This is a genomic window from Massilia sp. UMI-21 (assembly GCA_015277795.1).
Classification (GTDB): Bacteria; Pseudomonadota; Gammaproteobacteria; order Burkholderiales; family Burkholderiaceae_D; genus Telluria.
Genome location: CP063848.1, coordinates 1367412 through 1392682, shown reverse-complemented (window position 1 = coordinate 1392682; position 25271 = coordinate 1367412). Strand labels below are relative to the sequence as shown.

Here is a 25271-nt window from a genome sequence, read left to right as displayed (position 1 = left end):
CGATCCTTCATGAAAACCACTGAACTCCCACGCTGGGCTTCTGGCTTCGTCCTGCCGGTCCTGAACCTGCTGTCAGCGCTGCTGGTGGCGGCGCTGGTCATCCACCTGCTGGGCGAAAGCCCGCTCGAATCGCTGCAGATCCTGGTCAACAGCGCCATCATCAATCCGGAAGGCCTGAGCTACACCCTGTTCTACGCCTCCACCTTCGTGTTCACCGGCCTGGCGGTCTCGGTAGCGATGAAGGCCGGCCTGTTCAACATCGGCGCCGAAGGCCAGATGTACCTGGGCGGCCTGGGGCTGACCTTGGCCATGCTCGCTTTCGACGCCTCGCTCTCGCCCTGGCTCCTGATTCCGCTGGCGATGATCGCCAGCGCCGTCTTCGGCGCCGCCTGGGCCTTCCTGCCGGGCTACCTGCAGGCCAGGCGCGGCAGCCACGTGGTGGTCACGACCATCATGTTCAACTTCATCGCCGCCAGCCTGATGAACTTCCTGATCCTCAAGCTGATCCCCGAGGGCGACCAGAACCCGGCCAGCCGCGTCTTTGCGGAAACTGCGTGGATGCCGCGTCTGGGCGAGTGGTTCCCGGCGCTGGGCGACACCCCGCTGAACATCGGCTTCTTCCTGGCGATCGGCGCGCTGGTGATCTACGGCGTGATGGTCTCGCGCTCGCCCTGGGGCTACAAGCTGCAGGCCACCGGCCTGAACCAGCACGCGGCCCACTACGCCGGCGTGCGCATCAGCCGCATGATCATCGTCGCGATGCTGATCTCGGGCGCGCTGGCCGGCCTGGCCGCGGTCAACTCGATCCTCGGCTCGACCCACTATCTGAGCCTGAACTTCCCTGCCGGCGCCGGCTTCATCGGCATCGCGATCGCCCTGATGGGCCGCCAGAACCCGATCGGCATCTTCCTGTCGTCGGTGCTGTTCGGCGCGCTGATCCAGGGCGGTTTCGACCTGTCGCTGGAAAAGCCGAACATCCCGCAGGAGACCTTCATCTTCATCCAGGGACTGATCATCCTGTTCTGCGGCGCGATGGAAAACCTGTACGCGCCCGCCGTCCTCAAACTGATCAACGCATCGAATAAGGCAAGCAAGGGATAAGCCATGGACGACTTTCAATTAGCCAGTATCGTCGTCTCGACGATCCGTAATGCGCCGGTCCTGATCTTCGCAGCCATGGCCGGCCTGTTCGCCGAGCGCAGCGGCGTGATCGACCTCGGCCTCGAGGGCAAGATCCTCGCCTCGGCCTTCGTGTCGGCCGGCGTCGCCTACAGCTATCAGGACCCGTGGCTCGGCATCGCCGCCGGCATCCTGGCCTCGTGCGTCCTCGCCATGGTGCAGGCCTACGTGTCGATCACCCAGAAAGGCAACCAGCTGGTGGCGGGCATGGCGATCAACATCGCCATGAGCGGGCTGACCTTCGTGGTGGCCCAGTACTTCTTCCAGCAGGGCGGCCGTACCCCGGACCTGGGCGAAGCGCGCCTGACCGACATCGTGCTGCCGGGCATGTCGGCGGTGGCCGACCTCCCCTTCATCGGCTGGCTGTACGGCAGCGTGATCGGCGGCAAGACGGCGCTGGTCTACCTCGCCTTCCTGCTGCTGCCGCTGGTGCACTGGGTGCTCTACCACAGCCGCTTCGGCCTGCGCCTGCGCGCCTGCGGCGAAAATCCGCATGCGGCCGACGCGGCGGGCATCTCGGTGCAGCGCACCCGCTACACCGCGATGCTGATCGCCGGCGTGCTGTGCTCGTTCTCGGGCGCCTACCTGTCGATCGTGCAGAGCGGCTTCTTCCTGCGTGACATGTCCGCCGGCGCCGGCTACCTGGCGCTGACCGCCATGGTGTTCGGTAACTGGCGTCCGCTGCACACGGTGCTGGGCTGCCTGATGTTCGGCTTCTTCGGCGCCGTGCAAGTTCAGATCGAAGGCGTCGACCTGCCGGTGGTGGGCCGCATTCCGGGCGCGCTGATCCAGATGATTCCTTACGTGCTGACCGTGATCGTGCTGGCCGGCCTGATGGCCAAATCGGTGGCGCCGAAGGCGCTGGGCAAGCCTTTCGTCAAATCGCGCTGATCCATCACTGGACGAATACAGGCCTGCATCGCTGCAGGCCTTTTTTTTGAACCGTCCAGTACGTGTAACCGTCACCTTGACCGCCGCACGCTTCGCATGTCGAGATTTCTTACATGAACAAGGTCAACGACCTACGTTGGTGAGGTTTCCGGCACGAGGCAGACGGCCTGAAGCCGCCCTCGCCGCGCTCGATGTCGCATATGGACATCCCAACGCGCTTTGTGTTTCCTGGAAACTTAGATTTTTTTCGGGAAAGATTACATTCGACTGGGAAATTATGCGAGAAATTACACAGGTGATTGATTAATAAAGAAAAAAACCTGTGGCACGGAAAATGCTACAGAGGAGGCAAGAATAACCATTCCTGGAAAAGCACAATGAACAAACTGATCAACATCGCAGCCTTGATCGCTGCAGCCTTCGCTGCACCAGCCCATGCCGGCGCCATCTATGACTACCAATACACCTTCAGCAATGGCGTCGTGGTCAACGGCAGCTTTACCGGTACCGCAAACGGCAACCTGATCACCGATCTGTCGAACATCTCCGCGTTCATCAATGGGGTCGCCTTCAACAACAGCGGTAGCCTGTACGCGTCGAGCATCACCAACCAGTGGGGCGGCTGGAGCTGGCAGTCGGGTGGCGGCGTCGCTTCGTTCGATGGCTTGCAGAACAATTTCCTGTTCATCGACGCCGACTATCCAAGCGGCTACAGCTACACCAATTACTTCCACGACGTCAGCATTCCTCAGCGCGAGCTGTATGCGTACAGCCAGGGCGTTGCTGGTTACAACACCTACGACTACAACACCAACGCTTATATCAGCGGCGTATGGTCGGTCAAGGCTGCGGGCAGCGCCGTACCCGAGCCTACCTCGGTGCTGTTGATCGGCCTGGGCCTGGCCGGACTGGTCGCCGCGCGCCGCAAGAAGCAGGCCTGATACTGCATTTCCAGCTCCGGGCGCTGCGCCCGCGAGCGATGACGCGCCGGCCCGGCCCCGATGCCGCGCCTGCGCGCTGCGACGCCATGCTGTCCTGAAGGCCGGGGCAGCTGGTGCGCGCCTTTGTTCTCCCCGAGCGACGCTCGCTCCGCTAGCCCAGCCACCCGCAGGTGGCGGCCTGAGGCCTTCGGCCTGCCCCCCTCCACTGCCTCCAACGCAAACCCTGACGCGCCGCGCTCTTGCCCTTCGCCACGGCTTATTGCCGAACTTGTTAGCAATTGTGACTACCGTAAGGCTTTGTAAAGACGGTCAACAGCGTTCATCCGCGGCCCGTTGAATGCCTAGGTGACACGATAAACGTACGCCAGAACCGTAATCAGAAAGGATTTATCCCATGAAGCACACCATTGCTACCCTGATCGTCGCCCTGTCCGCCACCTCGGCATTCGCCCAGACCGCCACCCCGGCCACGCCGGCAACCGCGGCAACTCCTCCGACCGCCACCACCGCAACCATGCCCGCCACGCCTGCTACCCCGGCCATTCCGGCGACCGAGGCAGGCGCAGCGACCGACACCACGGTCACGACCGAGTCGTCGACCACCGGCGGCACCGGCGCGACCGCGGCCACCGCGGCTTCCCCGGCTATGCCGGCCACCCCGGCAACGCCGGCAAGCGCGGCCGCGGCAGCCGACAAGGCCGACGCCAAGCAGGACAAGCAAGCCAAGCATGACAAGAAGTCCTCGCACAAGGATGCGAAGGACGGCGGCACCAAGTAAGTGTTCGCCAACCCGGGCGCGTCATGCGCCGCCCGGGTATCGCTGCCCCCCTGCCGTGCGGCCCCGCACGGTGCTTACAGGCTCGGATCGACCGTTTCTCCTCCGCGGGCCCGCGCCGCCGAGCGCTTGAAGGTCCACATCACCCCTATTCCGCCCGAGACCCCGCTGTTCTTCACATGCAGGGGACTGTCGCGGTTCGCCGCCCCCTGGTAGCTCTCGAAACGCAGATAGCCGAACAGGCGTACATCCTGGTTGATGCGGCTCGAGCCGAACAGGCCCAGGCGGGTCAGGAGCAGTCCTGCGTCCGCCGTGTAGGCCGGACGTACCGCCGTGGCGTACTGAGGCGCCACCTCGTAGAAGTGGCGGTTGATGCGGCGGTCGCCCAGCACCACCGATGCATTGGCCTCCAATGTCCACAGCCTGCGTTCGCCCGCCATCTCGTAGGCCAGGCGCGGTTCGAAGGTGTAGCCGCGTCCGTGCAGGCCGCCGCGCGCTTCGATCACGGCGCGCAAGGGAAACTCCGCCCGCAGCCGGCGATTGTTGCCCAGGTCCGCCAGGCGCAGCTTGAGGCGCGGGCCGAACTCCACCAGCGGGCCCAGGTCGGGCATGCCGGCCCGTTCGTCCACGTCGTCCGAATCGGACGGCAGGGCGCCGGCGAAACCCACGTCGAGTTCGGCGCGGTCGCTGCTGAACAGGCGCGCCGCGATGCCGGAGCGGTCGGCGCGCAGGATTTCGCCGCGGTAGACGATGTTCGGAAACACCAGCACGCGCGACTCACGCTCGTCCGAACCCGGGTAGGACGGCGTCGAGAGCGCGGCGCCGCCAATGCCGATTTCCCACAGGGGGAGATGGCGTTCGGGACTGGATTGGGCGCCGGCCGCGAGCGGCAGAAAGAGGCAGGCGGCGCACGCGGCGGCCTTGGTGGTGGGGATCATGTCGGTCCGGTGGGGTCGTTGGTCGTCGTTGAGCGGGATTCTATCAAGACCGGCCGGCGGACGCGCCGCGCACGCCATCTGCCGGCCGCCACGCGTCAGCCGGCGAGTTCGTCCTTGTCGATGACCCCGTCCACCAGCGTGATGGTGCGGTCGCATTGTTCGGACAGGCGCGGATCGTGCGTGACCAGCAGCACCGCGCAGCCGAACTCGCGGTTGAAGCGGCGAAACAGCTGGAACACCTCGGCGGCGGAGCGGGTGTCGAGGTTGCCCGTCGGCTCGTCGGCCAGCAGCAGGGCCGGACGGGTGACCAGCGCGCGCGCGACGGCCACGCGCTGTTGCTGGCCGCCGGAAAGCTGGTCCGGCTTGCGGCCTTCGAATCCGGCCAGGCCGACCTGGGCCAGCAGTCCGCGTGCGTGTTCGCGCTGTGCCGGCGTGGGCTTGCCGGTGGCCACCATCAGCGGCATCAGGACGTTCTCGAGCGCCGTGAAGGCCTGGATCAGGTGATGGAACTGGAACACGAAGCCGACCGTGCTGCCGCGCAGCGCGGTACGGCGGGCATCACTCATGTTTCTGGTGGGCTCGCCCAGCAGGAACAGCTCGCCCGCGCTGGGCCGGTCCAGCAGGCCGATCAGGTTGAGCAAGGTGCTCTTGCCCGATCCCGATGCCCCGACGAGCGCCGCGAAATCGCGGCGTTGCAGCGACAGGTCGAGTCCATGCAGCACCTCCACCTCGGTCGGCTTGCCGACGTTGTAGCTCTTGCGCAGGCCCTGCAGGCGCAGTACTTCCTGGTGGCTATCGCGCTCAGACATGGCGGATCGCCTCCACCGGGTCGAGCGCGGCGGCGCGGCGTGCCGGTATGGCCGCCGACAGGGTGCCGGTCAGGGTTGCCAGTGCCGCCGCCGCCACCGGCAGCCAGGGGTCCACCGGGATGAAAAACAGTTTCGGCCCGAAGATATTGAAGGCCGCCACCAGGCCATAGCCGGCCGCGCCGCCCAGCAGCGAGCCGGCCAGGCCGAACAGCGCGCCCTGGACCAGGAACACGCGCAACATCTGCCCGCGCGTGGTGCCCATGGCGCGCAGGATGCCGATCTCGCGCGTGCGCTGGACCACGCTCACCGACAGCACGCTGGCAATCCCGAGCGCCACGCTCAAGGCCACGAACACGCCGATCATGCGCGTCGAGAGGCTCTGCGAGCGCAGCGCGTTCATCAGCTGGGCATTGGTTTCCATCCAGCTTTCCGCCTTCAGCCCGGTGAGGCGGGCGATGCGCGCGGCCACCGCCTGCGCCTCGAAAATGTCGTCCACGGTCACGTCGATGATGGTCGCGGCGCCAGGCAGGTCGAGCAACGACTGCGCCTGCTTCATGTCCAGGTACACGTAGCGCGCATCCAGCTCGCGCACGCCGAGCTCGAAGATGCCGGCCACATTCACCACGCTGTCCCGGCCCTGGCCGCCGTCCAGGCGCAGCTTGTCGCCCACCCGCATGCCGAGGTCGATTGCCAGCTGCTTGCCGATAACCGCGTTGCCGGCGCCGACCCGGAAGCTGCCGGCGACGATGTCGTCCTTGACGGGAATGATGCGCAGGTAGCGCGGCGGGTCGATGCCGACCAGGGCCACCGACTGCAAGGCTTCGCCGCGCCGCGCGAAGGCCGGGCCGGAAATCAGGGGCGACACCGCGGTGACCCGCGGCAGCGTATCGAGCACGTCGCGCACCCCCTGCCAGTTGTTGATCGAACGCAGGCGCTGGGCGCGCTTGCTCTCCAGCAGCAACTGCGTGCTGCCCGGCGCCGGCGCCAGGATGCGGTTGCGCTCTTCGGTGGGCTGTACCTTGATGTGCGCCTGGGTGCCGAGGGTCCGGCCGATGATGTTGGCCTGCAGCCCGGTGATCAGGGCGGTGAGGAAGACGATCACCGCGACTCCCACGGCGATCCCCACCAGGATCAGGAGACTTTGTCCCCGCCCTTCGCGCAGGAAGCGGGTGGCGATGGTCCACTCGATCCACATGGCATCAGTCCAGCTTGACCGGCAATTCCTTGCGCACCGCGGCGTCGGCGCCGGGCGCGGCCGGCACGACGCGTACGCGCGCGCCGGGCGCCAGCGTGGTTCTGGCATCGGCCAGCACCCAGTCGCCGGCCCGCAGGCCGGAGGTGACCTCGGTCCGGGTCAGGCCGCGCAGGCCGAGCGCCACCCGGCGCCGCGTGGCGCGGCCATCCGAGACCAGCCACAGCTCGCTCTGCCTGCCTTCGGTGGAAACCAGGGCGTCGTTCGGCACCACGATGGCGCGCGCGCGCCGGCCGGTTTCGATGTTGACCGACACCGTCATGCCCTGGCGCAGGAAGCCCGGCACCGGGTGTACGGCCAGGCGCACGTCGACCGTGCCGCGTTGCGGATCGACGGCGGGGGCAATGAAGCTGAGCCTTGCCGGAAACGGCTGCATCGGGAAGGCATCGGCGATGCACACGGCCGCCTGGCCAAGGGCCAGCACTTCGAGGTTCTTCTCGTCCACCGGCACCATGATCTCGGTGTCGCCGGCACGGGCGATCTCGAACAGCACCCGGCCCGGCTGGACCAGGTCGCCCGGCTCGGCGTCGCGGGTGAGGATGGTGCCGGCGACTTCGGCGCGGATGGTGGTTTTCGCCAGCTGCGCCCTGGCGCTGGCCACCCGGGCCCGCGCCAGGGCCTCGCCGGGACTGCCGGCCGCGAGCGCACGGACATTCAGGCGCGCCTGCTCGACGGCGGTACGGGCCACGGTCTCGGCCTGGACGGCCTGCTCCATCGCTTCGCGGGTGATCATCTGCTTCTGGTAGAGCGCGCGCCGGCGCCCTGCTTCGCGGCCCGCCTGGGCCAGCCGCGCTTCGGCTTCACGCAGGCCGGCCTGGGCTTGCGGGCGGGTAGCTTGCTGCAACTGGGCCAGCGCCGCCTCGGCTTCGCGCATGGCAGCTTCGAGCTCGTCGGCACGCACCACCGCCAGCACGTCGCCGGGCTGGACCCGGTCGCCCTCCTGCACGCGGCGCTCGACCAGCACGCCGGTCACCGGGCTGCCGACCTGCGCCCGCGACACCGCCGCCACCCGGCCGGTGGCGACCACGGTCTGCACCAGCGGCCCCGCCGCCACCTGGTAGGCGGCCAGGGCCGGACCGCGCAGGCTGGCAAGCAGCACCCAGGCCAGCGCGGCGAGCACCAGCACGGCCAGTGCGATACGAACGAGACGGCGTTTCATCGTATGAACCGCCACAGGCGGCAGGGTCGGGGTTGAAAACAGTGCCGATGAAAGTTAGCGTGTTTCATCGGCACCGGATGCTCAGGACTTTTCCGGGAAGATCGCCTGCAGCAGCGCCGCCAGGTTGTATCCGCCCTTGATCAGCTGGGTCTTGGCGATTGCCGAGCTCGGCACCGGGTAGTTCTGCGGCACTTCCAGCGCGAAGGTGTAGTAGGTGTCGCCCTTCTTGCTGGTCTGCGGGGTGATCTTGCCCGGCACCACATCCTGGTAGGCCAGCTTCGCCACCACCAGGGCGTCGTCCGCCCACTGGACCGGCCAGGTGATCGGATCGCCCTGGGCCTTGGCGACCTGCGGGTTGCCGGCGATCGCCGCTGCGGCGAACTGGTCCGGGGTTTTGGTCTGGATCCGGCGGAAGGCATAGTCGACCGTGGTGCTGTCCCAGTACGAGTGGAAGGGCTTGGTCAGTGCCTTGGGGACGCCTTCGCGCACCGGCGCCGGCTGGCCCGGACCGATCAGGCCATCGGCCAGCGCGCTGACTTTGGCGTCGTCCAGCAGCAGGTTGTTGCCGCCGCGCGAATCGAAGATCGCGGTCTCGTCCACTTCGGCATGGGTCTTCGGCACCACGAACTTGCCGTCCTTGCTCACGAAGGCCGCGCCCACGTGCAGCGGCTGGTGGATGTCGCCGGCGAAGTGGGTCAGCAGGATCAGGGCCTGGCGCCTGGTGAACTTGTGCGGGTTCAGCGCCGGATCGGTCTTGCCCTGCAGGACCGCGATGCACTGCTTCAGGGTCTGGACGATGTCCACTTCCGAGGTGCCCACGCCATGGTCGTGGTACTTCTCGAGCTGGAACGGCACGTCGGTGTAGTGGTACTCGCTGTGCTTCGGGTTGCCGTTGACGTAGTCGACCATCTCCGTGGTCTGCGGACCGCAGTAGGTGCCCTTGACGCAGTCGGCCCAGTTGGCGATCGACTCGAGCGACTCGCCCGGCAGCAGCAGCGCCTGGATCTGCTTCTGCGCGTAGCTGCCCTTGAGCAGCTTGTCGGCGATGGCGCCCACGGCCTTGTGGCCGTCACGGCCCCAGGCTGCGGCGTCGAACGACGCGAAGGCGCTGGTCAGCGCGAGTACACATGCTAGTTTTTTCATGCTCATCCTTGGTTGGAACGGGGGCCGCGCCCTCGCGTCTGTTTTGTTTATTGTGCCTTGATAATGCGTGGCGCGACAGGGGCCAGCGCTGCGCCCTGCCCTGCGTTGTTGCGCAGGTACTCCGTGAAGGCGTCGAGGTCCAGCAGTCCGGTCTCGAGGCGGTTCGTGCCCTTGCCGAATTCGGGGAAATTGTCGCCGCCTTCGGCGAGGAAATTGTTGGCGACGATGCGGTAGGTCCTGGCATCGACCAGCGGCTGGCCGTCCAGGGTGATGGCGGTGACGCGGCTGCCGACCGGGCGCTTGGCGTCCCAGGTGTAGCTGAAGCCGTTCGACACCTGGAGCATCGAGGCGCCCGACGCGCCTTCCTTCCACTGGCGCTCGAGCAGCGCGCGGATCTGGGCGCCGCTCAGGTCCATCACGACCAGGGTGTTCCCGAACGGGAGCACGGCCTGGGCCTGGCCGAAGGCCGCCACATTGTCCTCGCCCGCTTCCAGGTCCTTGCGGATGCCGCCTTCGTTCATGAAGCCGATCTGCGCGCCGACGTTGCGGGTGGCCGCCAGCACCGCGTCCGCGATCAGGTTGCCGAGCGGCGCTTCGCCGGCCTCGTTCTGCTTGCGCAGCACCGGCGCCGAGGCCAGGCGCGCCACCGGGCGGCCCAGCGCGGCGCGGCTGCTGTCCTTGACCTTGGCGATGAAGGCGGCCATCTTCTGGTCGGCCGGGTAGGCGCCCGCCTTCATCAACACGTTCTCGACGCGGATCTCGCCGACGGCGCCGGCGCCCTTCTCCACCTGCATGCCGATGCGGGTCAGCATGTGGCCGTAGGACGAGGCCTGGGTCACGGTACGGCCGTCCACCTTGCACAGGTAGCTCTGGTGGGTGTGGCCGGTGATCACCAGGCGGATGCTCGGGTCGAGCTTCCTGACGATGTCGACGACCGGGCCTTTCAGGTTGGTGCAGCCGGGACGGGTCGGATGATCGACCGTGGTGCCGCCTTCGTGCACCAGCGCCACGATCACGTCCGCGCCCTGGCGGCGCATCTCGGGAAGCGCGCGGTTGATCGCCTCGGCCTCGTCGCCGAACGTCAGGCCGGCGATCCCCGAGGCCATCACCACCGAACGGGTGTCCTGCAGCACCACGCCGACCAGGCCGACCTTGATGCCCTTGGTCTCCTCGATGCGGTAGCCCGGAATGAAGGGCTTGCCGGTGGCGCTGTCGACCACATTGGCGGCCAGGTAGGTGAACTTCGCGCCGCCGTAGTCCCTGGCCATCTGGCAGGCCTTGTTCGGACGCGGCGAATCGCAGCCGCCGTGCTGCTGGCGCAGCAGTTCCTTGCGGCCAGCGTCGAATTCGTGGTTGCCGACCGCGCTCACGCGCAGGTCGAGCATGTTCATGGCCTCGATGGTCGGCTCGTCGGCCCACAGCGAGGACATCGCCGGGCTGGCCCCGACCAGGTCGCCGCTCGAGACGAACAGCAGGTCCTTGTCTTCCTTGCGCCAGGCCTGCAGCGCGGCGGCCACGGCCTCGGCGCCGCCGGCGCGGATCGCCGGCGCCTTGCTGCCGTCCGGATTGGTCGGCGCGAAGCGGCTCGGCTCCAGGTTGCCGTGGAAGTCGTTCATGGCGACGATGTTGATGGCCACCGGCGCGCGGCCGGCCGTGCTGGCGCAGCCGGCCAGGCCAAGTGACATGGCGACGGCCAGCGCGACGCAGGAAAGTCGTGCCGGGGCACGCAGGGAAACGGTCATGGAATGTTCTCGATCAAGGAAGGACGGCCGGCAAGGCCCTCCGCATTATCACATGGGGTCAGGGTCGGCGGCCATCCTTACAGCGCCGGAACCGACGCAAAAAACGGCGCAAAAAACGGCGGCCTTCACCCAATGAAAAACGGCCGGTGTCGCCACCGGCCGTTCTTACATCACAGGGATGCCATCAAGCGAGCGGATTAGAACTCGTACTTGAAGGTTGCCTGGATGGCCCACTGCGACTCGCCCTTGTTCTGGCGGACGTTCAGGTCTTCCACGTTGTTACGCACGCCGTAGACGTAGCGGCCCTGCGCATCCAGGCCGACGTAGTCGACGAAGCTGCGTGCCTGGCCACCGGCCGACTGGAAACCGACTTCCTCGATACGGCCCCACTTCTTGTTCAGCAGGTTACCGAAGTTGAGGATATCGAGGGCGAAGCTGGCCTTGTGCTTGCCGAAGAAGCCCGGCAGTTCCTGGGTGATCTTCACGTCGAAGCTGTTGGTCCACGGCGAGAAGGCTGTGTTGCGACCAACCACGCCACCCTTGGCATTGCGCAGGACTTCGTTGGCATTGACCACAGCCCAGAAGCGCGCCTCGTTGCTCTTGTTGGTCGCGGTGTCGCCAAAGAACACCACTTCACCCGAACCCTCGGCCGAGGGGATGTACATCAGGTCGTTGCCGGCCAGGCCGTCGCCGTTCAGGTCGTTGTTGATGGTCCAGCTGTACGGCTTGCCTTCGCGGCCTTCATAGAAGACGCCGAGGCGGGTGCGGTAGTTGCCGAAGAAGCGCTTCTCCCACGACAGGCGGGCATTGATACGCTCTTTCACTAGGTACGAGGAGTTGGAGGCGACTTCCTCGTTCGGGTTGAAGACCGAGCGGCCCGACCAGTTCGAGTTTGAGGTCGACGAGGTCAGCGGCGAAACTTCCGACGCGTTCGAGTGCGAGTAGGCCACCGACCAGCCGAAGCCCTTGCGGGTCGGGCTCGTCAGCGAGAAGGTAAGGACTTGGGCATCGCCCTTGTCGGTGCCCTTGGCCAGCAGCACGTTGCCATAGCTGAGGTTCGACAGCGCGCGGGTGGTGTTCTGGCAGCCGGTCGCGGTACCCGCCGAGTTGTTGGTGAAGGTGTAGCAGTTCGCCGACAGGCCGTTGGCGTTGTAGTAAAGCTCGCGGCCGTCCTTGCCGATGCGGGTCGGCGCGCCCAGGTTCAGGTTCTGGTAGTAGATCGCATCCTTGTTCTGGGTCGCCAGCAGCTCGGCGCCGAACACCAGGCCGCCGACCGGCAGCTCATGCTCGAATGCCAGGTTGGCCTTCCAGATCGACGGCTGACGCAGGTCCGGCGACAGGACGTCGACGTTGGCCGACGGGGTCGAACCGGTCACGGTCTTCTGTGCATTCACGTCAGGCGTGAACAGGCCGTCGGTCGACGGGCAGCGGTTCGCGCCCGAGCCCGAGCAGGTGATGGTGCGGGTAGCCACGCCCGGGTTCGAGAACGGGTTCGACATCCACACGGTCGCCGCCGCGCCCTGGAACAGGCCAACGCCGCCGCGCAACTGGGTCGGACGTGCCGCGTCGATCTTGTAATTGAAGCCGAGGCGCGGCTGCCACAGCTTGTTGCCGTCGAAGGTCTGGGTGTTGTCGACACCGAAGCCGCCGGTCTGGCGGGCGAAGGTGGCGGCATTGCCCCCGATGGCGGCCTGGGCGACGGCGGCGTTGCGCAGCGGGCTGCGGTCGACGCCGGTCACGTCGACGCGCACGCCGGCGCTGACGGTCAGGTTCTTGTTGACGGTCCAGTTATCCTGCAGGAACACGCCGGTGTTCTTCATGGTGAACTGGGCGATCGCATTGTTCAGCGAACCGCCGGCCACCGGCAGTTGCACGGTGTACGAGGTCGGGCGGCCGCGCGAGAAGTTCTCGTAGATCGCGGCGTCGATCTGGGCCGCGCTGGCGGTGGCGCAGTTGATCGAACCGAAGGTGTAGCTGAAGTTGTTATCGCATGCGAAGGTGTAGTTGCCGAACACGTTCTGCAGGAAGGCGTTGTACACCTCGTTCGAGGTGTAGTCGGCGCCGACCTTGAACTCATGGTCGCCCCACAGGTAGTTCGCGCCTGCGTAGATGTCCAGGGTCTTGGTGCCCAGCACGTTGTTGTGGCGGCTGTTCTCGGTACCGGTGTTCAGGAAGCGGTTGCCGGTGCGGGTGCCTGCCGGCGCGTCCGACGGCAGCGGGCCGCTGAACTGGAACGACATGGTCGGCAGCTTCGACGCGGTGATCGGCTGCGAGTCATAGTCGCGCTGCGAGATCTTGAATTCGGTCGAGAGGTTCTCGGTCCAGTCCGAGAACACCTGGCCGACCAGGGTTTCGATGCTCTTGTCCTGGTTGTAGAAGTACGAGCTCAGCGACACGCCGCTGTTCGAGAAGCCGGGGAAGATCGGCTCATTCTGCGAGGTCTTCGAGTAGCGCAGGTTGGCGCGGTGGTCGTCGCTGATGTTCCAGTCGAGCTTGAGCATGCGCTCTTCCGACTTCATCTTGGTACCGGCCGGCACTTCGGTGCTGCCGATGTCGAAGCCGTAGCGCGACTGGGCGATTTCCTGGATGCGGCTGATCTGGTTCGGGCTGATGCCGATGGTGGTGCCGGTGCCGGTGCCGATAGCGCCGAATTCCGGACCGTTACGGCTGCTCTCGTAGTTTTCGGCCAGGGCGAAGAAGAACAGCTTGTCCTTGACCAGCGGGCCGCTGACCCACAGGCCCTTGGTGTTGTCCTTGAATTCCGGCGCGTCGAAGTATTCTTCGGTGGTCTGGTTGAAGCGCTTGCCGACCAGGCGGTCGTCGCGGGTCACGTAGTAGGCGCCGCCGTGGTACACGTTGGTACCCGACTTGGTGACGGCGTTGACGTTGGCGCCGGTGTAGCCGCGCTGGGTCACGTCGTAGTTGGCGACGTTCACCTGCACCGAAGCGATCGCTTCCATCGAGATCGGCTGGCGGGCGGTCGGGCTGCCGTTGGCTTCCAGGCCGAAGGTGTCGTTCACGGCCACGCCGTCGATGGTCATCGAGTTGTAGCGCGAGTTCTGGCCGGCCACCGACATCTCGCCGCGGTCCTTGTCGGTCTGCGACACGCGCGGATCGAGACGGGCGAAGTCCTGCAGGTTGCGGTTGATCGATGCCTGGGTTTCCAGGTCGGCGCGCGAGATGCTGGTGACGGCGCCCATCGACTGGTTCGAGAAGATTTCCGAGCGGGCTGCCGAACCGGTCACGGTCACGGTCTGCATGGCCTGGCCCAGGGTCGCGTCGATCGCGGCGGTTTCGGCCAGCTCGACGAACACGTTCTCGCGGCGCTCGGTGACGCCATCCTTGGTGATGATGATCGTGTAAGGACCGCCTACACGCAGGCCGCGCGCAACATAACGGCCTTCCGCGTCGGTCGTGACATTACTGACAGAACCGGACTCGGCGTGAACAATCTGCACCTGGGCGCCGACTGCGGGCTTGCCGTCGGCGGCCGAGATACGGCCACCGATGGCCGAGGTGGTGTTCTGTGCGAAGGCCGGCGTGGCAGCCAACGCAACCGACAAAGCCAGCGCCAGTTTCGTGAGCCGGATCTGTTGTTGAGTGATCATTGATAACCCCAAAATGAACTAATAGTTATAACGGGCAGCCGACGGTTGCCCTCTCTTACAAGTACTGCAATTCTGGTTTGCTGCATGGTGCGCCGGCGGGCCTGCCGGCTAGCGGCGGCAAGTGTAGCGTGCAAGTATTTCAACGACATGACGCGGCGCCGAGCCCTAAAACGACGAATGCTTTATGGAAATCAAACGTCAATATGCATGAGCGTTAATAAACCGGCAAATTCGTTTTGGCTTCGCTATTCATACGTTTGTCGTATAAATGCGCGTCAACGCGTTGTGAATACGCTACAGACCGAGGGAAATCCCAGCAAATTTACAAGGCGGGATTATAAAGGCGGCATTCCTGGGCGAAATTTTTTTAGTAAGAATTTCGCCAAACCGTCGAGGGAAGAGGTTTTTTTGTAGCGGGAAGGCCACAAAAGATGAATGATTGCTAATGCTGAATCAAGAAGTTACCGCCTGCCAGTAACTGCAAGGCGCTCCACCACGACCTGGGGAGCGCCCTGCCGCCGCCTTATTTCGACGCTACCTGTTTCTTGGCCAGATCGGCCATCTTTGCCTCGAAAATGGCGAAGCGCTGGTCCAGCTGACGGGTCAGACGTTGTTTTTCCGCTACCGGCAGGAAGGCGTAGCGGATGCTGTTGTACGAGGTCCGTTTCAGCTCGGCATACTTCGGCTTGTAGCGGCTGGCGAACAGCACATACTCGTTCGACAGCGTATGGCGGGTCACGCCGGCATCGTCGGTCGAGATCACGTAAGGCACGCCATATTGCCGGTACAGGGTGACCGGGTGGTTCGCACCCTCGATGCCGCTGATGAAGGCGTTCGAGGTGAGATTGACCTCGACCGGAATGTCGTCCTTGCGCATCTTGGCCATGATGGCCTGCGCATTGGTTTCGTGCGCCAGGTCGATGCCATGGCCGATGCGGTCGGCGCCGGCCACCACCAGGGCCTGGTCGATATGGAACTTCAGGCCTTCCGGCGGCACATCGCCCAGGGCCAGCTCGCCGGCGTGCATCGCCACCTTCACTTCCGGATAGCGCGACTTCAGGAAGCGGAACATCTTCATGTGCAGCGCGTAGTCGCGCATCGAGACCATGGTGCTTTCCTGGCCGACGATATTGACGCCCACGATCTTGTCGCTCATGGCCGCGGCCTTGAAGCCCGACACCATCGAGGAGAACACCTGCGACGGGTTCAGCAGGCGCAGCACATAGGTCTGGTAGCGCATGGTGAAGCGCTCGTCGTCGATGCCTTCGGCCGCTTCATGGATGCGGTTGACGAAGTCCTCCACCGATTTCCGGAAGCCCGCATCCTGTTCCAGCACCGCCAGCCAGGCGCCCATCTGGGCGTCGAAGGCCTTGTCGTCCCTGGCGTTGCGCCACGCCTGCGTGTCGAAGTCCTGGTTCACGACGAAGGGCGACATCTTGAACATGGTCTCGATGTAGCCGACGTTTTCCAGGATCGCGCGCTGTTTCAGCTCCTGCAGGCCTTCGCGGAAGTTCGCGTTCGACACCGGCCCGAAGAAACCGAAGGTCTGGAAGAAGCTGCGGTCGGGCGGCGGCTGCATCGCGCCGTGGTTGGCGAAGTCCTTGGTCGACCAGCGCTGCAGCAGTTCGCGGTAGGTATGGTCGTCGGCATAGACTTCGGCGGTGGAGAGGCAGTTGCGTTGTTCACGCGGCTTGGCGCGCTCGGCCTCGACGAGCTCTTTCCTGGTCTCGATCCGGTAGGTCTGCTTGTCGACGCAGTAGCCCTGCTTGTCGAGGAAGTCGACGTAGGTCTCGGCGTAGACCGAACCCGAATAATGGTGGTGCAGGTCGCCGCCCTTCGGCATCTGGGTGAAGAACAGGGTCAGTTCGGACAGCTTCGGCTCGCCGGCGACCAGGCTGGCGTAATGGCGGGCGGTGGCGGCTTCGTTGACGCTGGTCCTGGTCGCTGCGGCGGGCCGCTTGGCCATGGCCTGCGGGGCGGCGGCGACAGCGAGGGCGACGGCGAGCAGGACGCCGCCGGTCAGTTTCTTGGTCATGGATCGGACTTTCTGGTGCGGTTGATCGCCGGAATACGCCGGCTTGGACCGCGCAACTCTAACTGCTTGGGTTGGCGTTTGCAATATGGCCATCCGGGCGAGGATCGGTTTTCGTAGGGTGGGCGGGTCTCCCGCCCGCGCGTTCAGGCAGCTCACGCATAGCCGCGCAGTCAGCATCGCCGTGATGTGAACGCGCGGACGGCCAAGCCGCCCTTCGTGGTCGGCCCGCCCTACGCGCGGACGTGTACCTGCTTGCCGGCAGAATATGTCGCCTTGACGGCGCGGTCGTCGCCCAGCAGCGCCAGCGCGAACAGCAGCTCTTCCAGCGACTCCAGCTGCCTGGTCCTGCGCGCCAGCAGCGGCGTGGCGGCCGGGTCGAGCACGATGAAGTCCGCTTCCGCGCCGGGCGTGAAGCTGCCGATCGTGCCTTCCAGCCCCATGGCGCGCGCCGCGCCCAGGGTCGCCAGGTAGAACATGCGCACGGCCGGCAGGTAGCTGCCCTTCAGGCGCGCCACCTTGTAGGCTTCGTTCATGGTCTGCAGCATCGAGAACGAGGTGCCGGCGCCGACGTCGGTGCCGAGCGAGAGCAAGGTCCGCGCGCCGTCCGCCTTCTCGAAGTCGAACAGGCCGCTGCCCAGGAACAGGTTGGAGGTCGGGCAGATTGCCGCCGCCGAGCCGGTGGCCGCCATGCGCGCGAAGTCCTCGTCGTCGAGCCAGATGCAGTGGCCGAACAGGGCGCGCGGGCGCATCAGGCCGAAGCGCTCGTACACGTCCAGGTAGCTGCGCGCCTGCGGATGCAGTTCGCCCACCCAGGCGCATTCGTCCTTGTTTTCCGAGACGTGGGTCTGGATGAAGGTGTCCGGGTAAGCCTTGGCCAGTTCGCCGGTGGCGCGCAGTTGCGCGTCGGTCGAGGTCGGGGCGAAGCGCGGGGTGATCGCATACAGCTGGCGGCCGCGCTTGTGCCACTTCTCGATCAGGTCGGCACTGGCGCCGACACCGCCCTCCAGGTCGCGCAGGAAGTCCGGACAGTGGCGGTCCATCAGCACCTTGCCCGCCACCATGCGCAGATTGCGTGCTTCGCTGGCCTCGAAGAAGGCGTCGACCGACTGCGGATGGACGGTGCAGTACACCACGGCGGTGGTGGTGCCGCAGCGCAGCAGTTCGTCGAGGAAGAACTCGGCGGTGGCGCGCGCGTGCGCCGGGTCGGCGAAGCGGCGCTCGGTCGGGAAGGTGTAGGTCTCCAGCCAGGGCAGCAGGCCGGGGCTGGGCGAGGCGATCATGTCGGTCTGCGGGTAATGCAGGTGGGTGTCGATGAAGCCCGGCGTGATGATCTGGCCGTGGTAGTCGTGCGGCGTCACCCCCGGGGGCAGCGTATCGACCAGGGCGGCATGGTCGCCCGCGGCCTTGATGCGGCCGTCTTCGACGACCAGCAGGCCGTCCTCGTGCCAGGCGTGGGCGTGGTCGTGGAAAGCCGGGTCGGCGTGAAAATGCAGCAAGCTCGCACGGTAGGCTTGCACGTTTTGCGGTGCGCTGGACATTAGTTCAATTCCGGTGAAACTTCGGGTTGGCGGGCTGCTGCTTCCCAGACGGTGAGCAGCTGGGCCGCCACAGAGGCCGCGATCACGGCCGGGGCCTTGCCCTCGATGCCGGGGATGCCGACCGGGCAGACCATGGCGGCCAGGCGCGCATCGTCGACGCCGCGTTCGCGCAGGCGGTGCTCGAACTGGCGGCGCTTGGTATCGGAGCCGATCAGGCCGAACCAATCCTGGGCGCCGGGGCGGGACAGTATCGCGTGCGACAGCCGCAGGTCAAGTGCATGGCTGTGTGTCATGACGAGAAAAGTGCTTCCCTGTGGCGCCTTTTCAACAAGGGCCTCGGGCGTGTCGGTCGCTTCCACCGTCACGTTGGGCGGCAGCGCGGGCGGGAACAGGTCGTCGCGCTCGTCGACCCAGGTGATGCGGCAGGGCAACTCGCCCAGCGCCCGGACGATGGCCGCGCCGACATGGCCGGCGCCGAACAGCAGCAGGTGGGCGCGCGGGGCGAGGACGGCGTCAAGCAGCCACTGGCGGCCGAGCTCGTCCTGGAACAGGTGGGTGCCCGGGCTGCGCTCGAATGCGGGAACAGCTGCGCCGGCCAGTACTTGCCCGCTGCGGTCGACGATCGTCGTTGTAGGGTGGGCGGGTCTCCCGCCCGCGCGTTCAGCCAGCTCAAGCTCAGCCGAGTCATCATCTTTCGTTGAACGCGCGGGCGGCGAAGCCGCCCACCCTACGAAAACCACGCGCCATGTATCTTCGTTGCGGCGCCGGTCGAGCAACGCAAGCTGCCCTGCATCGGCAAATTCAAACGCCAGCCAGGCCACGCCGCCGCAGCACTGGCCCAGCCTGGGGCCCAGCGGAAAGCGCTCGATATGCGCCGCGCCGCCCTGCGCCAGCATGGCGCGCGCGATGTCCAGCGCGCGCTGCTCCAGGTGGCCGCCGCCGATGGTGCCGCGAAAGCCGGCCGCCTCGACCAGCATGCGCGCGCCCGGCTCGCGCGGCACGGAGCCCTCGACGCGGGCGACCGTCACCAGCACTGCCGGCGCCTGCAGCGCGCTTGGCAACCAGTCGTTCATCAGCTACCCACAGCCGGGGCGGCAGCTTCGACGGCCGCCACCGCCCGCAGGATTTCTTCGCAGGTGGCCGGCGCATTCAGCGGCGGGTTGACCCGGTGGCCGCCGACGCTGGATATCGCATCGCGGATGGCGAAGAACACCGAGAACGGCAGCAGCAGCGGCGGCTCGCCCACGGCCTTGGAGCGGTGGATGCTGTCGGCGGCGTTGCGGTTCTTGAACAGGCGCACGCGGAAGTCTTCCGGACAATCCGAGACGCCGGGGATCTTGTAGGTCGAGGGCGCATGCGTCTTCAGGGCGCCGCTCTCGTTCCACCACAACTCCTCGGTGGTGAGCCAGCCCATGCCCTGGATGAAGGCGCCCTCGACCTGGCCGATGTCGATGGCCGGGTTGAGCGAGTTGCCGGCGTCGTAGAGCGCGTCGGCGCGCAGCAGCTTCCATTCGCCGGTGAGCGTATCGACCACCACTTCCGACACCGCGGCGCCGTAGGCGTAATACGAGAACGGATTGCCGTTCATGGTCTTCGGATCCCAGTGCAGGCCGGGCGTGGCGTAGAAGCCGTCCGACCACAGCTGCACCCGCGCCAGGTAGGCCTTGGCCACCACTTCGCCGAAGCGCAGCAGCTGGCCGGCCACGAACACGGTGTCGTCGGCAAACCGGACCTCGGACGCGTCGGCGCCGAACTCGGCCGCGACAAACGCGGCCAGGCGCTCGCGGATCTTGCGGGCGGCGTCCTGCGCCGCCTTGCCGTTCAGGTCGGCGCCGGTCGAGGCGGCGGTGGCCGAGGTGTTCGCCACCTTGCTGGTATTGGTGGCGGTGGCGCGCACGCGCGCCAGGTCCACGCCCAGTTCGTGGGCGACCACCTGCATCACCTTGGTGTTGATGCCCTGCCCCATCTCGGTGCCGCCGTGGTTGACCAGGATCGAGCCGTCGACGTAGACGTGCACCAGCGCGCCGGCCTGGTTCAGGTGGGTGACGTTGAAGGCGATGCCGAATTTCACGGGGGTCAGCGCCAGGCCCTTCTTGAGCACCGGGCTGCCGCGGTTGAAGGCGTCGATCGCCGCGCGCCGCGCGCGGTAGTCGCTGCTTTCTTCCAGCTCGGCCACCAGCTCGTGGATGACATTGTCGACCACGACCTGGCCGTAGGGGGTGACATTGCGCTCGTCGGCGCCACTGCGGCCGTAGAAATTCAGGCGCCGGATGTCGAGCGGGTCGCGCCCCAGCTTGCGCGCGATCTCGTCGATCACGTATTCGATCGCGATCGCCCCCTGCGGCCCGCCGAAGCCGCGGAAGGCGGTGTTCGACTGCGTATTGGTCTTGCCGCAGGCGGCGCGGATCTCGACGTCGGACAAATAATAGGTATTGTCGAAGTGGCAGACCGCGCGCGTCGCCACCGGGCCGGACAAATCGGCCGAGTAGCCGGCGCGTGTGACCATGTCGACCCTGGCGGCGACGATGCGCCCTTCAGGGTCGTAGCCGACCTCGTATTCATAATGGAAGCAGTGGCGCTTGCCGGTGACCAGCATGTCGTCGTCGCGGTCGGCGCGCAGCTTGACCGGGCGGCGGGTGCGCAGCGCCGCAATGGCGGCGGCCGCGGCCCACAGGGCCGACTGCGATTCCTTGCCGCCGAAGCCGCCGCCCATGCGGCGGCACTCGACGCTTACATGGTGCGAATGCAGGCCCAGCGCATGCGCCACCACGTGCTGCATCTCGCTCGGGTGCTGGGTCGAGCAGTACACGTGCATGCCGCGGTCTTCGCCGGGAATCGCGTAGGCGACCTGGCCTTCGAGGTAGAACTGCTCCTGGCCGCCGACGTACAGCTCGCCCTTGACGCGATGGGGCGACCGGGCAAACGCGGCTTCGGCGTCGCCGCGCGCCAAGCGCATCGGCGGCAGCACGTAGGATTGCGCGGCGCGCGCCTCCTGCGGGCTCAGGATGGCCGGCAGGTCGTCGTAGTCGACCCTGGCCAGTCGGGCGGCGCGGCGCGCGTTGTCGTGGCTGTCGGCGACCACGATGAAGATCGGCTGCCCCACGTACTGGACCAGGCCATCGGCCAGGATCGGGTCGTCGTGGATGATCGGGCCGCAGTCGTTCAGGCCGGGGATGTCGCGCGCGGTGAGCACCGCCACCACGCCGCGGCTGGCCGCGACCTGTTCGAGGTCGATGCCGAGGATGCGCGCATGGGCGCGGCCGGACAGGCCGAGCGCCGCGTGCAGCGTGCCGGCCGTTTCGGGAATGTCGTCGGTATAGGTGGCCTGGCCGAGTACGTGCAGCACGGCGGATTCGTGCGGCCGTGCGCGGCCGACTTCGGTCCAGCCGGCCTGCTGCGCCGTGTCGAGGATGGGGGTGCCTGCGTCGTTCATGTCGGTTCTCCTCGGGCGCCCGCGGCGAAGGCAGTGACGGCGCCGGGCGGCAGCGGGTTGTCGAGACGGGTCTCGAACCAGAAGCGGCGCAACAGGTTCCGCGCCGCCTGCATGCGGTAGCTGCTGGACGCGCGCATGTCGCTCAGCGGCGCGTAATCGCGGGCCAGCGCGTCCATCGCGGCGCGCAGCGCAGCCTCGTTCCAGGGCTGGCCGATGAGCGCCGCTTCGGCTGCGGCGGCGCGCCTGGGGGTGGCGGCCATGCCGCCGAAGGCGATGCGCGCACTCGCCACGGCCTCGCCTTCCAGGGTAATGGCAAAGGCCGCGCACACGGCCGAGATGTCCTGATCGAAGCGCTTGGCCAGTTTATAGGTCCGGAAGCGCAGGCCGGCGGCCTTCAGCGGAATGCGCACGCTCTGGACGAACTCGCCCGGCTGCAGGTCTTTCTGCTGGTAGCCGAGATAGAAGTCTTCCAGCGCCAGCACGCGTTCGCCGGCGGCGCCGCGCAGTACCACCCGGGCGCCCAGGGCGATCAGCCAGGGCATCGAGTCGCCGATCGGCGAACCGTTGGCCACGTTGCCGCCCAGGGTGCCGGCATTGCGGATCGGGAGCGAGGCGAAGCGCTGCCACATTTCGCCCAGCTCGTCGGGATAATGACGGCAGACGGCCGCGTAGGCATCGTCGAGCGTGACGCCGGCGCCGATGTCCAGGGTGTCGCCCGACGCGGCGACCTGCTTGAGCGCATCGACCTGGCCGAGGTAGATGATGTCGTCCAGCGCGCGCATCTGCTTGGTGACCCACAGCCCGACGTCGGTCGAGCCGGCCAGCAGCAGCGCCGACGGGAATGCGCTGCGCAGCCGCACCAGCTCGTCGAGCGTGCGCGGGGCGTGGAAGCGCCCGCCCTGTGCTTCGTAGGTGAAACCGTGGGGACGCTGCAGCTGCCGCAGGCGCTCGGCCAGCGCGGCGCGGTCAAAGGCCGCCGGGGGCAGCTCGACCATGCGGCGCGCCGCGTCGATGATCGGGCGATAGCCGGTGCAGCGGCACAGGTTGCCCGACAAGGCGTCGTCGATCTGGCAGCGCGAGGGCTGGCGCCCGGAAGGCCCGTGGCCTTCCTGCTTGAGGTACATGCCCCACAGCGACATCGCGAAGCCCGGCGTGCAGAAGCCGCACTGCGAGCCGTGGCACTCGACCAGCGCCTGCTGGACCGGGTGCAGCGTGCCGTCGGGCGCCTGCAGGTCTTCGACCGTAAACAGGGCCTTGCCGTCGAGCGTGGGCGTGAACTGGATGCAGGAATTGACCGCCTTGAGTTCGAGCTTGCCGTCCTCGAGCGCGCCGATCACTACCGTGCAGGCGCCGCAGTCGCCTTCGGCGCAGCCTTCCTTGGTGCCGGTGCAATGCAGGTCCTCGCGCAGGTGCTGCAAAATGGTCTGCGTCGGCGCCGCATCCCGCACTTCCTGGACGGCGCCACGGTAATAAAATCGGATCGGCTCTGGCATCGCACTCTCGTCTGTTGGTTCACCCTGGGGCAACACGCTGGGGCAAGGGCGGAAGGCTACCACCCGCAAGCATTTCACTTATAAGCAAATCTATATATTGCTTATCAATATATCAGCATATCTAATGAATGGGCTTTTCCTCTCATTTTAGGAAAGGATGCAGGGTTTTCCAGTGATTCGCGATGTCGATGCGGCGCGTGATCCAGACCCCGTCGTGCCCGAGCACGTAATCGAGGAAGCGGGCCAGCGCCGCGGCCCGCGCCGGCCGCCCGACGAGGCGGCAATGCAGGCCGATCGACAGCATCTTCGGCTGGTCCAGGCCGGCCGGGTCGCCTTCCGCGTACAGGACGTCGAAGGCATCCTTCAGGTAGTCGAAGAACTGGGTGCCCGAATTGAAACCCTGCATGGCGGCGAAGCGCATGTCGTTGGTGTCGAGAGTGTAGGGTACCACCAGGTGCGGCTGCAGCCGTTCGCCGCCCTCGGCGTCGCGCGTCGCCACCTGCTGCCAGAACGGCAGGTCGTCGCCGTAGTGGTCGGCGTCGTAGGCAAAGCCGCCGTGCTCGACCACCAGGCGGCGCGTGTTGGGCGAGTCGCGTCCGGTGTACCAGCCCAGCGGCGCTGCGCCGGCCAGGTCGCGGATGATCCGGACCGCCTCCGCCATGTGCGCGCGCTCGGTCGCCTCGTCGACGTTCTGGTACGAGATCCAGCGCAGGCCGTGGCAGGCGATCTCGTGGCCCAGTTCGCGGAAGGCGCTGGCCGCCTCCGGATGGCGTTTCAGGGCCATCGCCACCGCGAACACCGTCAGCGGCAGGCGACGCTCCTCGAACAGGCGCAGCACCCGCCACAGGCCGGCGCGCGAACCGTATTCGTAGAGCGACTCCATGCTCATGTGGCGCATCGGGTAGGCCTGGGCACCGATGATCTCGGAGAGAAAGGTCTCCGAGGCCGGATCGCCATGCAGCACGCAATTCTCGCCGCCCTCCTCGTAGTTCAGCACGAACTGCAGGGCCACGCGGGCCCGTCCGGGCCACTGCGGGTGGGGAGGTGTGCGGCCGTAGCCGACCAGGTCGCGCGGATAATGCGTGTAGGTGTCCATGGGCTGGCGAAAAGACAGGTATATCGGCGATCATATATTGCTGGAAGCACAAGGGTATATGATTGCCCGCATACTTCCACTCTTGCTTCCGATATGGGCAAACTCTCCACCCACGTGCTCGATACCGCCCACGGCCGCCCCGGCGCCGGCGTCAGGGTCGAGCTGTACGGCATCGATGCACCCGAAGGCGGCGGCCGCGCCCTGATCAAGACCGAGCTCACCAATGCCGACGGCCGCTGCGCCGCGCCGCTGCTGGAAGGCGCCCAACTGCGGCCCGGCCGCTATGAACTGGTGTTCCATGCCGGCGACTACTTCGCCGCCCAGGGCGTGGACTTGCCCCCGCCCCGGCTGCGCTTCCTCGACCGCATCACGATCGCCTTCGGCATCGCCGACGCCGACCAGAACTACCACGTGCCGCTGGTGATGACGCCCTGGTCCTACTCGACCTACCGGGGCAGCTAGAACCGCCTTCCGGACGCGGCCGGGGCGTGAATCTTGCTATGCTCGGGCTCACCGCGAGGGAGAGCCCATGGCAATGCACATCGTTCATTTCATCGGACCGATCAACCATAATTCCGCCAGTGCGATCCGGAATAACTGCCTGCAGGCGCTGCAGAATGGCGCGACCGAGATCGAATTGCACCTGTCGAGCGAGGGCGGCAACATGACGGCCGGCTTCGCCCTGTATTTCTTCCTGAAGTCGCTGCCGGTGCCGCTCACCACGCACAACATCGGCAGCGTGGAGTCGGTGGCCGTGGTCATCTTCCTGGCCGGCCAGAAGCGCTACGCCTGCCCCGGCACCCGCTTCCTGATCCATCCGCTGCACTGGGGCTTTGGCAGCCTGGTCGCGGCCGACCACTCGCGGGTGTCCGAGTGGCGCGACTGCCTCGATTTCGATGCCGAGCGCTATGCGACGATCTTCCTCCAGGCCACCACCGCGGCCGGTAACGCCACCGATATCCGCCACAATCTCACGGGCAGTGCCCGCATCTTCGATGCCGACGAGGCGGTCAAGGCCGGCATCGTCCATCGCGCCGTGCAGGCACAATTGCCGCCGGCCGGGACGGCCTGTCACTGGTGGAACTAAAAACGCAACAAACTGACAATATTCTGTTTCAATTGAACAACGGTAGATAAGTTGGCGCAAGCCAATTCTCACCAATTATCATCTTTCCTATTGCTGTAAATATTTCCTCGTGGATAGAATGAAATTCAGATTCCACGGCGCTGCCTGCTGCT

Annotated in this window: 19 protein-coding genes; 6 read left to right on the top strand and 13 right to left on the bottom strand. The window is 66.4% G+C overall.

Going from position 1 to position 25271, the window contains the following annotated elements:
- The first annotated feature begins 9 nt into the window (after nt 1–9).
- The 4 genes from IM543_06200 (at nt 10) to IM543_06185 (ending at nt 3789) form a co-directional block, all read left to right on the top strand.
- Entirely contained in the window at nt 10–1101 is a 1092-nt protein-coding gene (locus tag IM543_06200; GenBank protein ID QOY95451.1) for an ABC transporter permease, read from the top strand.
- 3 nt (nt 1102–1104) lie between these two features.
- Nucleotides 1105–2070 carry an ABC transporter permease gene (locus IM543_06195; protein ID QOY95450.1) on the top strand — a complete coding sequence of 322 codons (966 nt, stop codon included), beginning with the start codon at nt 1105–1107 and terminating at the stop codon, nt 2068–2070.
- A 377-nt stretch (nt 2071–2447) separates the two neighbouring features.
- Nucleotides 2448–3011, top strand: a complete 564-nt coding sequence (locus IM543_06190; protein QOY95449.1) for a PEP-CTERM sorting domain-containing protein — start codon at nt 2448–2450, stop codon at nt 3009–3011.
- Nucleotides 3012–3405: 394 nt separating this feature from the next.
- Entirely contained in the window at nt 3406–3789 is a 384-nt protein-coding gene (locus tag IM543_06185; protein QOY95448.1) for a hypothetical protein, read from the top strand.
- A 74-nt stretch (nt 3790–3863) separates the two neighbouring features.
- On the opposite strand, the gene IM543_06180 is transcribed toward IM543_06185, so the two are convergent.
- The 13 genes from IM543_06180 to puuE all read right to left on the bottom strand — a co-directional run bounded on the left by IM543_06180 (nt 3864) and on the right by puuE (nt 24032).
- Nucleotides 3864–4724 carry a MipA/OmpV family protein gene (locus tag IM543_06180; GenBank protein QOY95447.1) on the bottom strand — a complete coding sequence of 287 codons (861 nt, stop codon included), beginning with the start codon at nt 4722–4724 and terminating at the stop codon, nt 3864–3866.
- Between the two features lie 95 nt (nt 4725–4819).
- Nucleotides 4820–5533, bottom strand: coding sequence for an ABC transporter ATP-binding protein (locus tag IM543_06175; protein QOY95446.1), 714 nt, complete (start codon nt 5531–5533; stop codon nt 4820–4822).
- Nucleotides 5526–6728 (bottom strand): ABC transporter permease, encoded by a 1203-nt coding sequence (locus tag IM543_06170; protein QOY95445.1) that lies wholly within the window; start codon nt 6726–6728, stop codon nt 5526–5528. Before IM543_06170 ends, IM543_06175 begins: the two co-directional genes overlap by 8 nt.
- Before the next feature lie 4 nt (nt 6729–6732).
- Complete coding sequence (locus tag IM543_06165; protein QOY95444.1) at nt 6733–7944, bottom strand: efflux RND transporter periplasmic adaptor subunit; 1212 nt, start codon at nt 7942–7944, stop codon at nt 6733–6735.
- A gap of 81 nt (nt 7945–8025) precedes the next feature.
- A complete protein-coding gene (locus tag IM543_06160; protein QOY95443.1) occupies nt 8026–9087 on the bottom strand; it encodes a S1/P1 nuclease in 1062 nt (353 codons plus the stop codon).
- A gap of 47 nt (nt 9088–9134) precedes the next feature.
- Nucleotides 9135–10829 carry a bifunctional metallophosphatase/5'-nucleotidase gene (locus IM543_06155; GenBank protein ID QOY95442.1) on the bottom strand — a complete coding sequence of 565 codons (1695 nt, stop codon included), beginning with the start codon at nt 10827–10829 and terminating at the stop codon, nt 9135–9137.
- A gap of 197 nt (nt 10830–11026) precedes the next feature.
- Nucleotides 11027–14437 carry a TonB-dependent receptor gene (locus IM543_06150; protein ID QOY95441.1) on the bottom strand — a complete coding sequence of 1137 codons (3411 nt, stop codon included), beginning with the start codon at nt 14435–14437 and terminating at the stop codon, nt 11027–11029.
- A gap of 523 nt (nt 14438–14960) precedes the next feature.
- Nucleotides 14961–16472: an adenosine deaminase gene (locus IM543_06145; GenBank protein QOY95440.1), complete on the bottom strand. Its 1512-nt coding sequence runs from the start codon at nt 16470–16472 to the stop codon at nt 14961–14963.
- A gap of 230 nt (nt 16473–16702) precedes the next feature.
- Entirely contained in the window at nt 16703–18010 is a 1308-nt protein-coding gene (guaD, locus tag IM543_06140; GenBank protein QOY95439.1) for a guanine deaminase, read from the bottom strand.
- On the bottom strand, nt 18010–19083 hold the full coding sequence (gene xdhC / locus IM543_06135) for a xanthine dehydrogenase accessory protein XdhC (protein ID QOY95438.1): 1074 nt from the start codon (nt 19081–19083) through the stop codon (nt 18010–18012). The genes guaD and xdhC overlap by 1 nt, the downstream gene beginning before the upstream one ends.
- The gene (gene xdhB / locus IM543_06130) at nt 19083–21443 is read right to left on the bottom strand and encodes a xanthine dehydrogenase molybdopterin binding subunit (protein QOY95437.1); all 2361 of its coding nucleotides are present in this window, start codon (nt 21441–21443) and stop codon (nt 19083–19085) included. The genes xdhC and xdhB overlap by 1 nt, the downstream gene beginning before the upstream one ends.
- Nucleotides 21440–22936, bottom strand: coding sequence for a xanthine dehydrogenase small subunit (xdhA, locus tag IM543_06125; protein ID QOY95436.1), 1497 nt, complete (start codon nt 22934–22936; stop codon nt 21440–21442). The genes xdhB and xdhA overlap by 4 nt, the downstream gene beginning before the upstream one ends.
- 142 nt (nt 22937–23078) lie before the next feature.
- The gene (puuE, locus tag IM543_06120; GenBank protein ID QOY95435.1) at nt 23079–24032 is read right to left on the bottom strand and encodes an allantoinase PuuE; all 954 of its coding nucleotides are present in this window, start codon (nt 24030–24032) and stop codon (nt 23079–23081) included.
- 93 nt (nt 24033–24125) lie between these two features.
- On the opposite strand from puuE, the gene uraH reads away from it, so the two are divergent.
- Both uraH and IM543_06110 read left to right on the top strand, forming a co-directional pair.
- Nucleotides 24126–24494 carry a hydroxyisourate hydrolase gene (gene uraH / locus IM543_06115; protein ID QOY95434.1) on the top strand — a complete coding sequence of 123 codons (369 nt, stop codon included), beginning with the start codon at nt 24126–24128 and terminating at the stop codon, nt 24492–24494.
- Between the two features lie 67 nt (nt 24495–24561).
- On the top strand, nt 24562–25119 hold the full coding sequence (locus IM543_06110) for an ATP-dependent Clp protease proteolytic subunit (GenBank protein QOY95433.1): 558 nt from the start codon (nt 24562–24564) through the stop codon (nt 25117–25119).
- The last annotated feature ends 152 nt before the right edge of the window (nt 25120–25271 follow it).

Coding starts and splice junctions, on each gene's coding strand:
- IM543_06155 (QOY95442.1), bottom strand. CDS start 10,829: ATGACCGTTTCCCTGCGTGCCCCGGCACGACTTTCCTGCGTCGCGCTG.
- IM543_06180 (QOY95447.1), bottom strand. CDS start 4,724: ATGATCCCCACCACCAAGGCCGCCGCGTGCGCCGCCTGCCTCTTTCTG.
- uraH (QOY95434.1), top strand. CDS start 24,126: ATGGGCAAACTCTCCACCCACGTGCTCGATACCGCCCACGGCCGCCCC.
- IM543_06185 (QOY95448.1), top strand. CDS start 3,406: ATGAAGCACACCATTGCTACCCTGATCGTCGCCCTGTCCGCCACCTCG.
- IM543_06170 (QOY95445.1), bottom strand. CDS start 6,728: ATGTGGATCGAGTGGACCATCGCCACCCGCTTCCTGCGCGAAGGGCGG.
- IM543_06160 (QOY95443.1), bottom strand. CDS start 9,087: ATGAAAAAACTAGCATGTGTACTCGCGCTGACCAGCGCCTTCGCGTCG.
- xdhB (QOY95437.1), bottom strand. CDS start 21,443: ATGAACGACGCAGGCACCCCCATCCTCGACACGGCGCAGCAGGCCGGC.
- IM543_06145 (QOY95440.1), bottom strand. CDS start 16,472: ATGACCAAGAAACTGACCGGCGGCGTCCTGCTCGCCGTCGCCCTCGCT.
- xdhA (QOY95436.1), bottom strand. CDS start 22,936: ATGCCAGAGCCGATCCGATTTTATTACCGTGGCGCCGTCCAGGAAGTG.
- IM543_06110 (QOY95433.1), top strand. CDS start 24,562: ATGGCAATGCACATCGTTCATTTCATCGGACCGATCAACCATAATTCC.
- puuE (QOY95435.1), bottom strand. CDS start 24,032: ATGGACACCTACACGCATTATCCGCGCGACCTGGTCGGCTACGGCCGC.
- IM543_06190 (QOY95449.1), top strand. CDS start 2,448: ATGAACAAACTGATCAACATCGCAGCCTTGATCGCTGCAGCCTTCGCT.
- IM543_06195 (QOY95450.1), top strand. CDS start 1,105: ATGGACGACTTTCAATTAGCCAGTATCGTCGTCTCGACGATCCGTAAT.
- guaD (QOY95439.1), bottom strand. CDS start 18,010: ATGTCCAGCGCACCGCAAAACGTGCAAGCCTACCGTGCGAGCTTGCTG.
- IM543_06175 (QOY95446.1), bottom strand. CDS start 5,533: ATGTCTGAGCGCGATAGCCACCAGGAAGTACTGCGCCTGCAGGGCCTG.
- IM543_06150 (QOY95441.1), bottom strand. CDS start 14,437: ATGATCACTCAACAACAGATCCGGCTCACGAAACTGGCGCTGGCTTTG.
- IM543_06165 (QOY95444.1), bottom strand. CDS start 7,944: ATGAAACGCCGTCTCGTTCGTATCGCACTGGCCGTGCTGGTGCTCGCC.
- IM543_06200 (QOY95451.1), top strand. CDS start 10: ATGAAAACCACTGAACTCCCACGCTGGGCTTCTGGCTTCGTCCTGCCG.
- xdhC (QOY95438.1), bottom strand. CDS start 19,083: ATGAACGACTGGTTGCCAAGCGCGCTGCAGGCGCCGGCAGTGCTGGTG.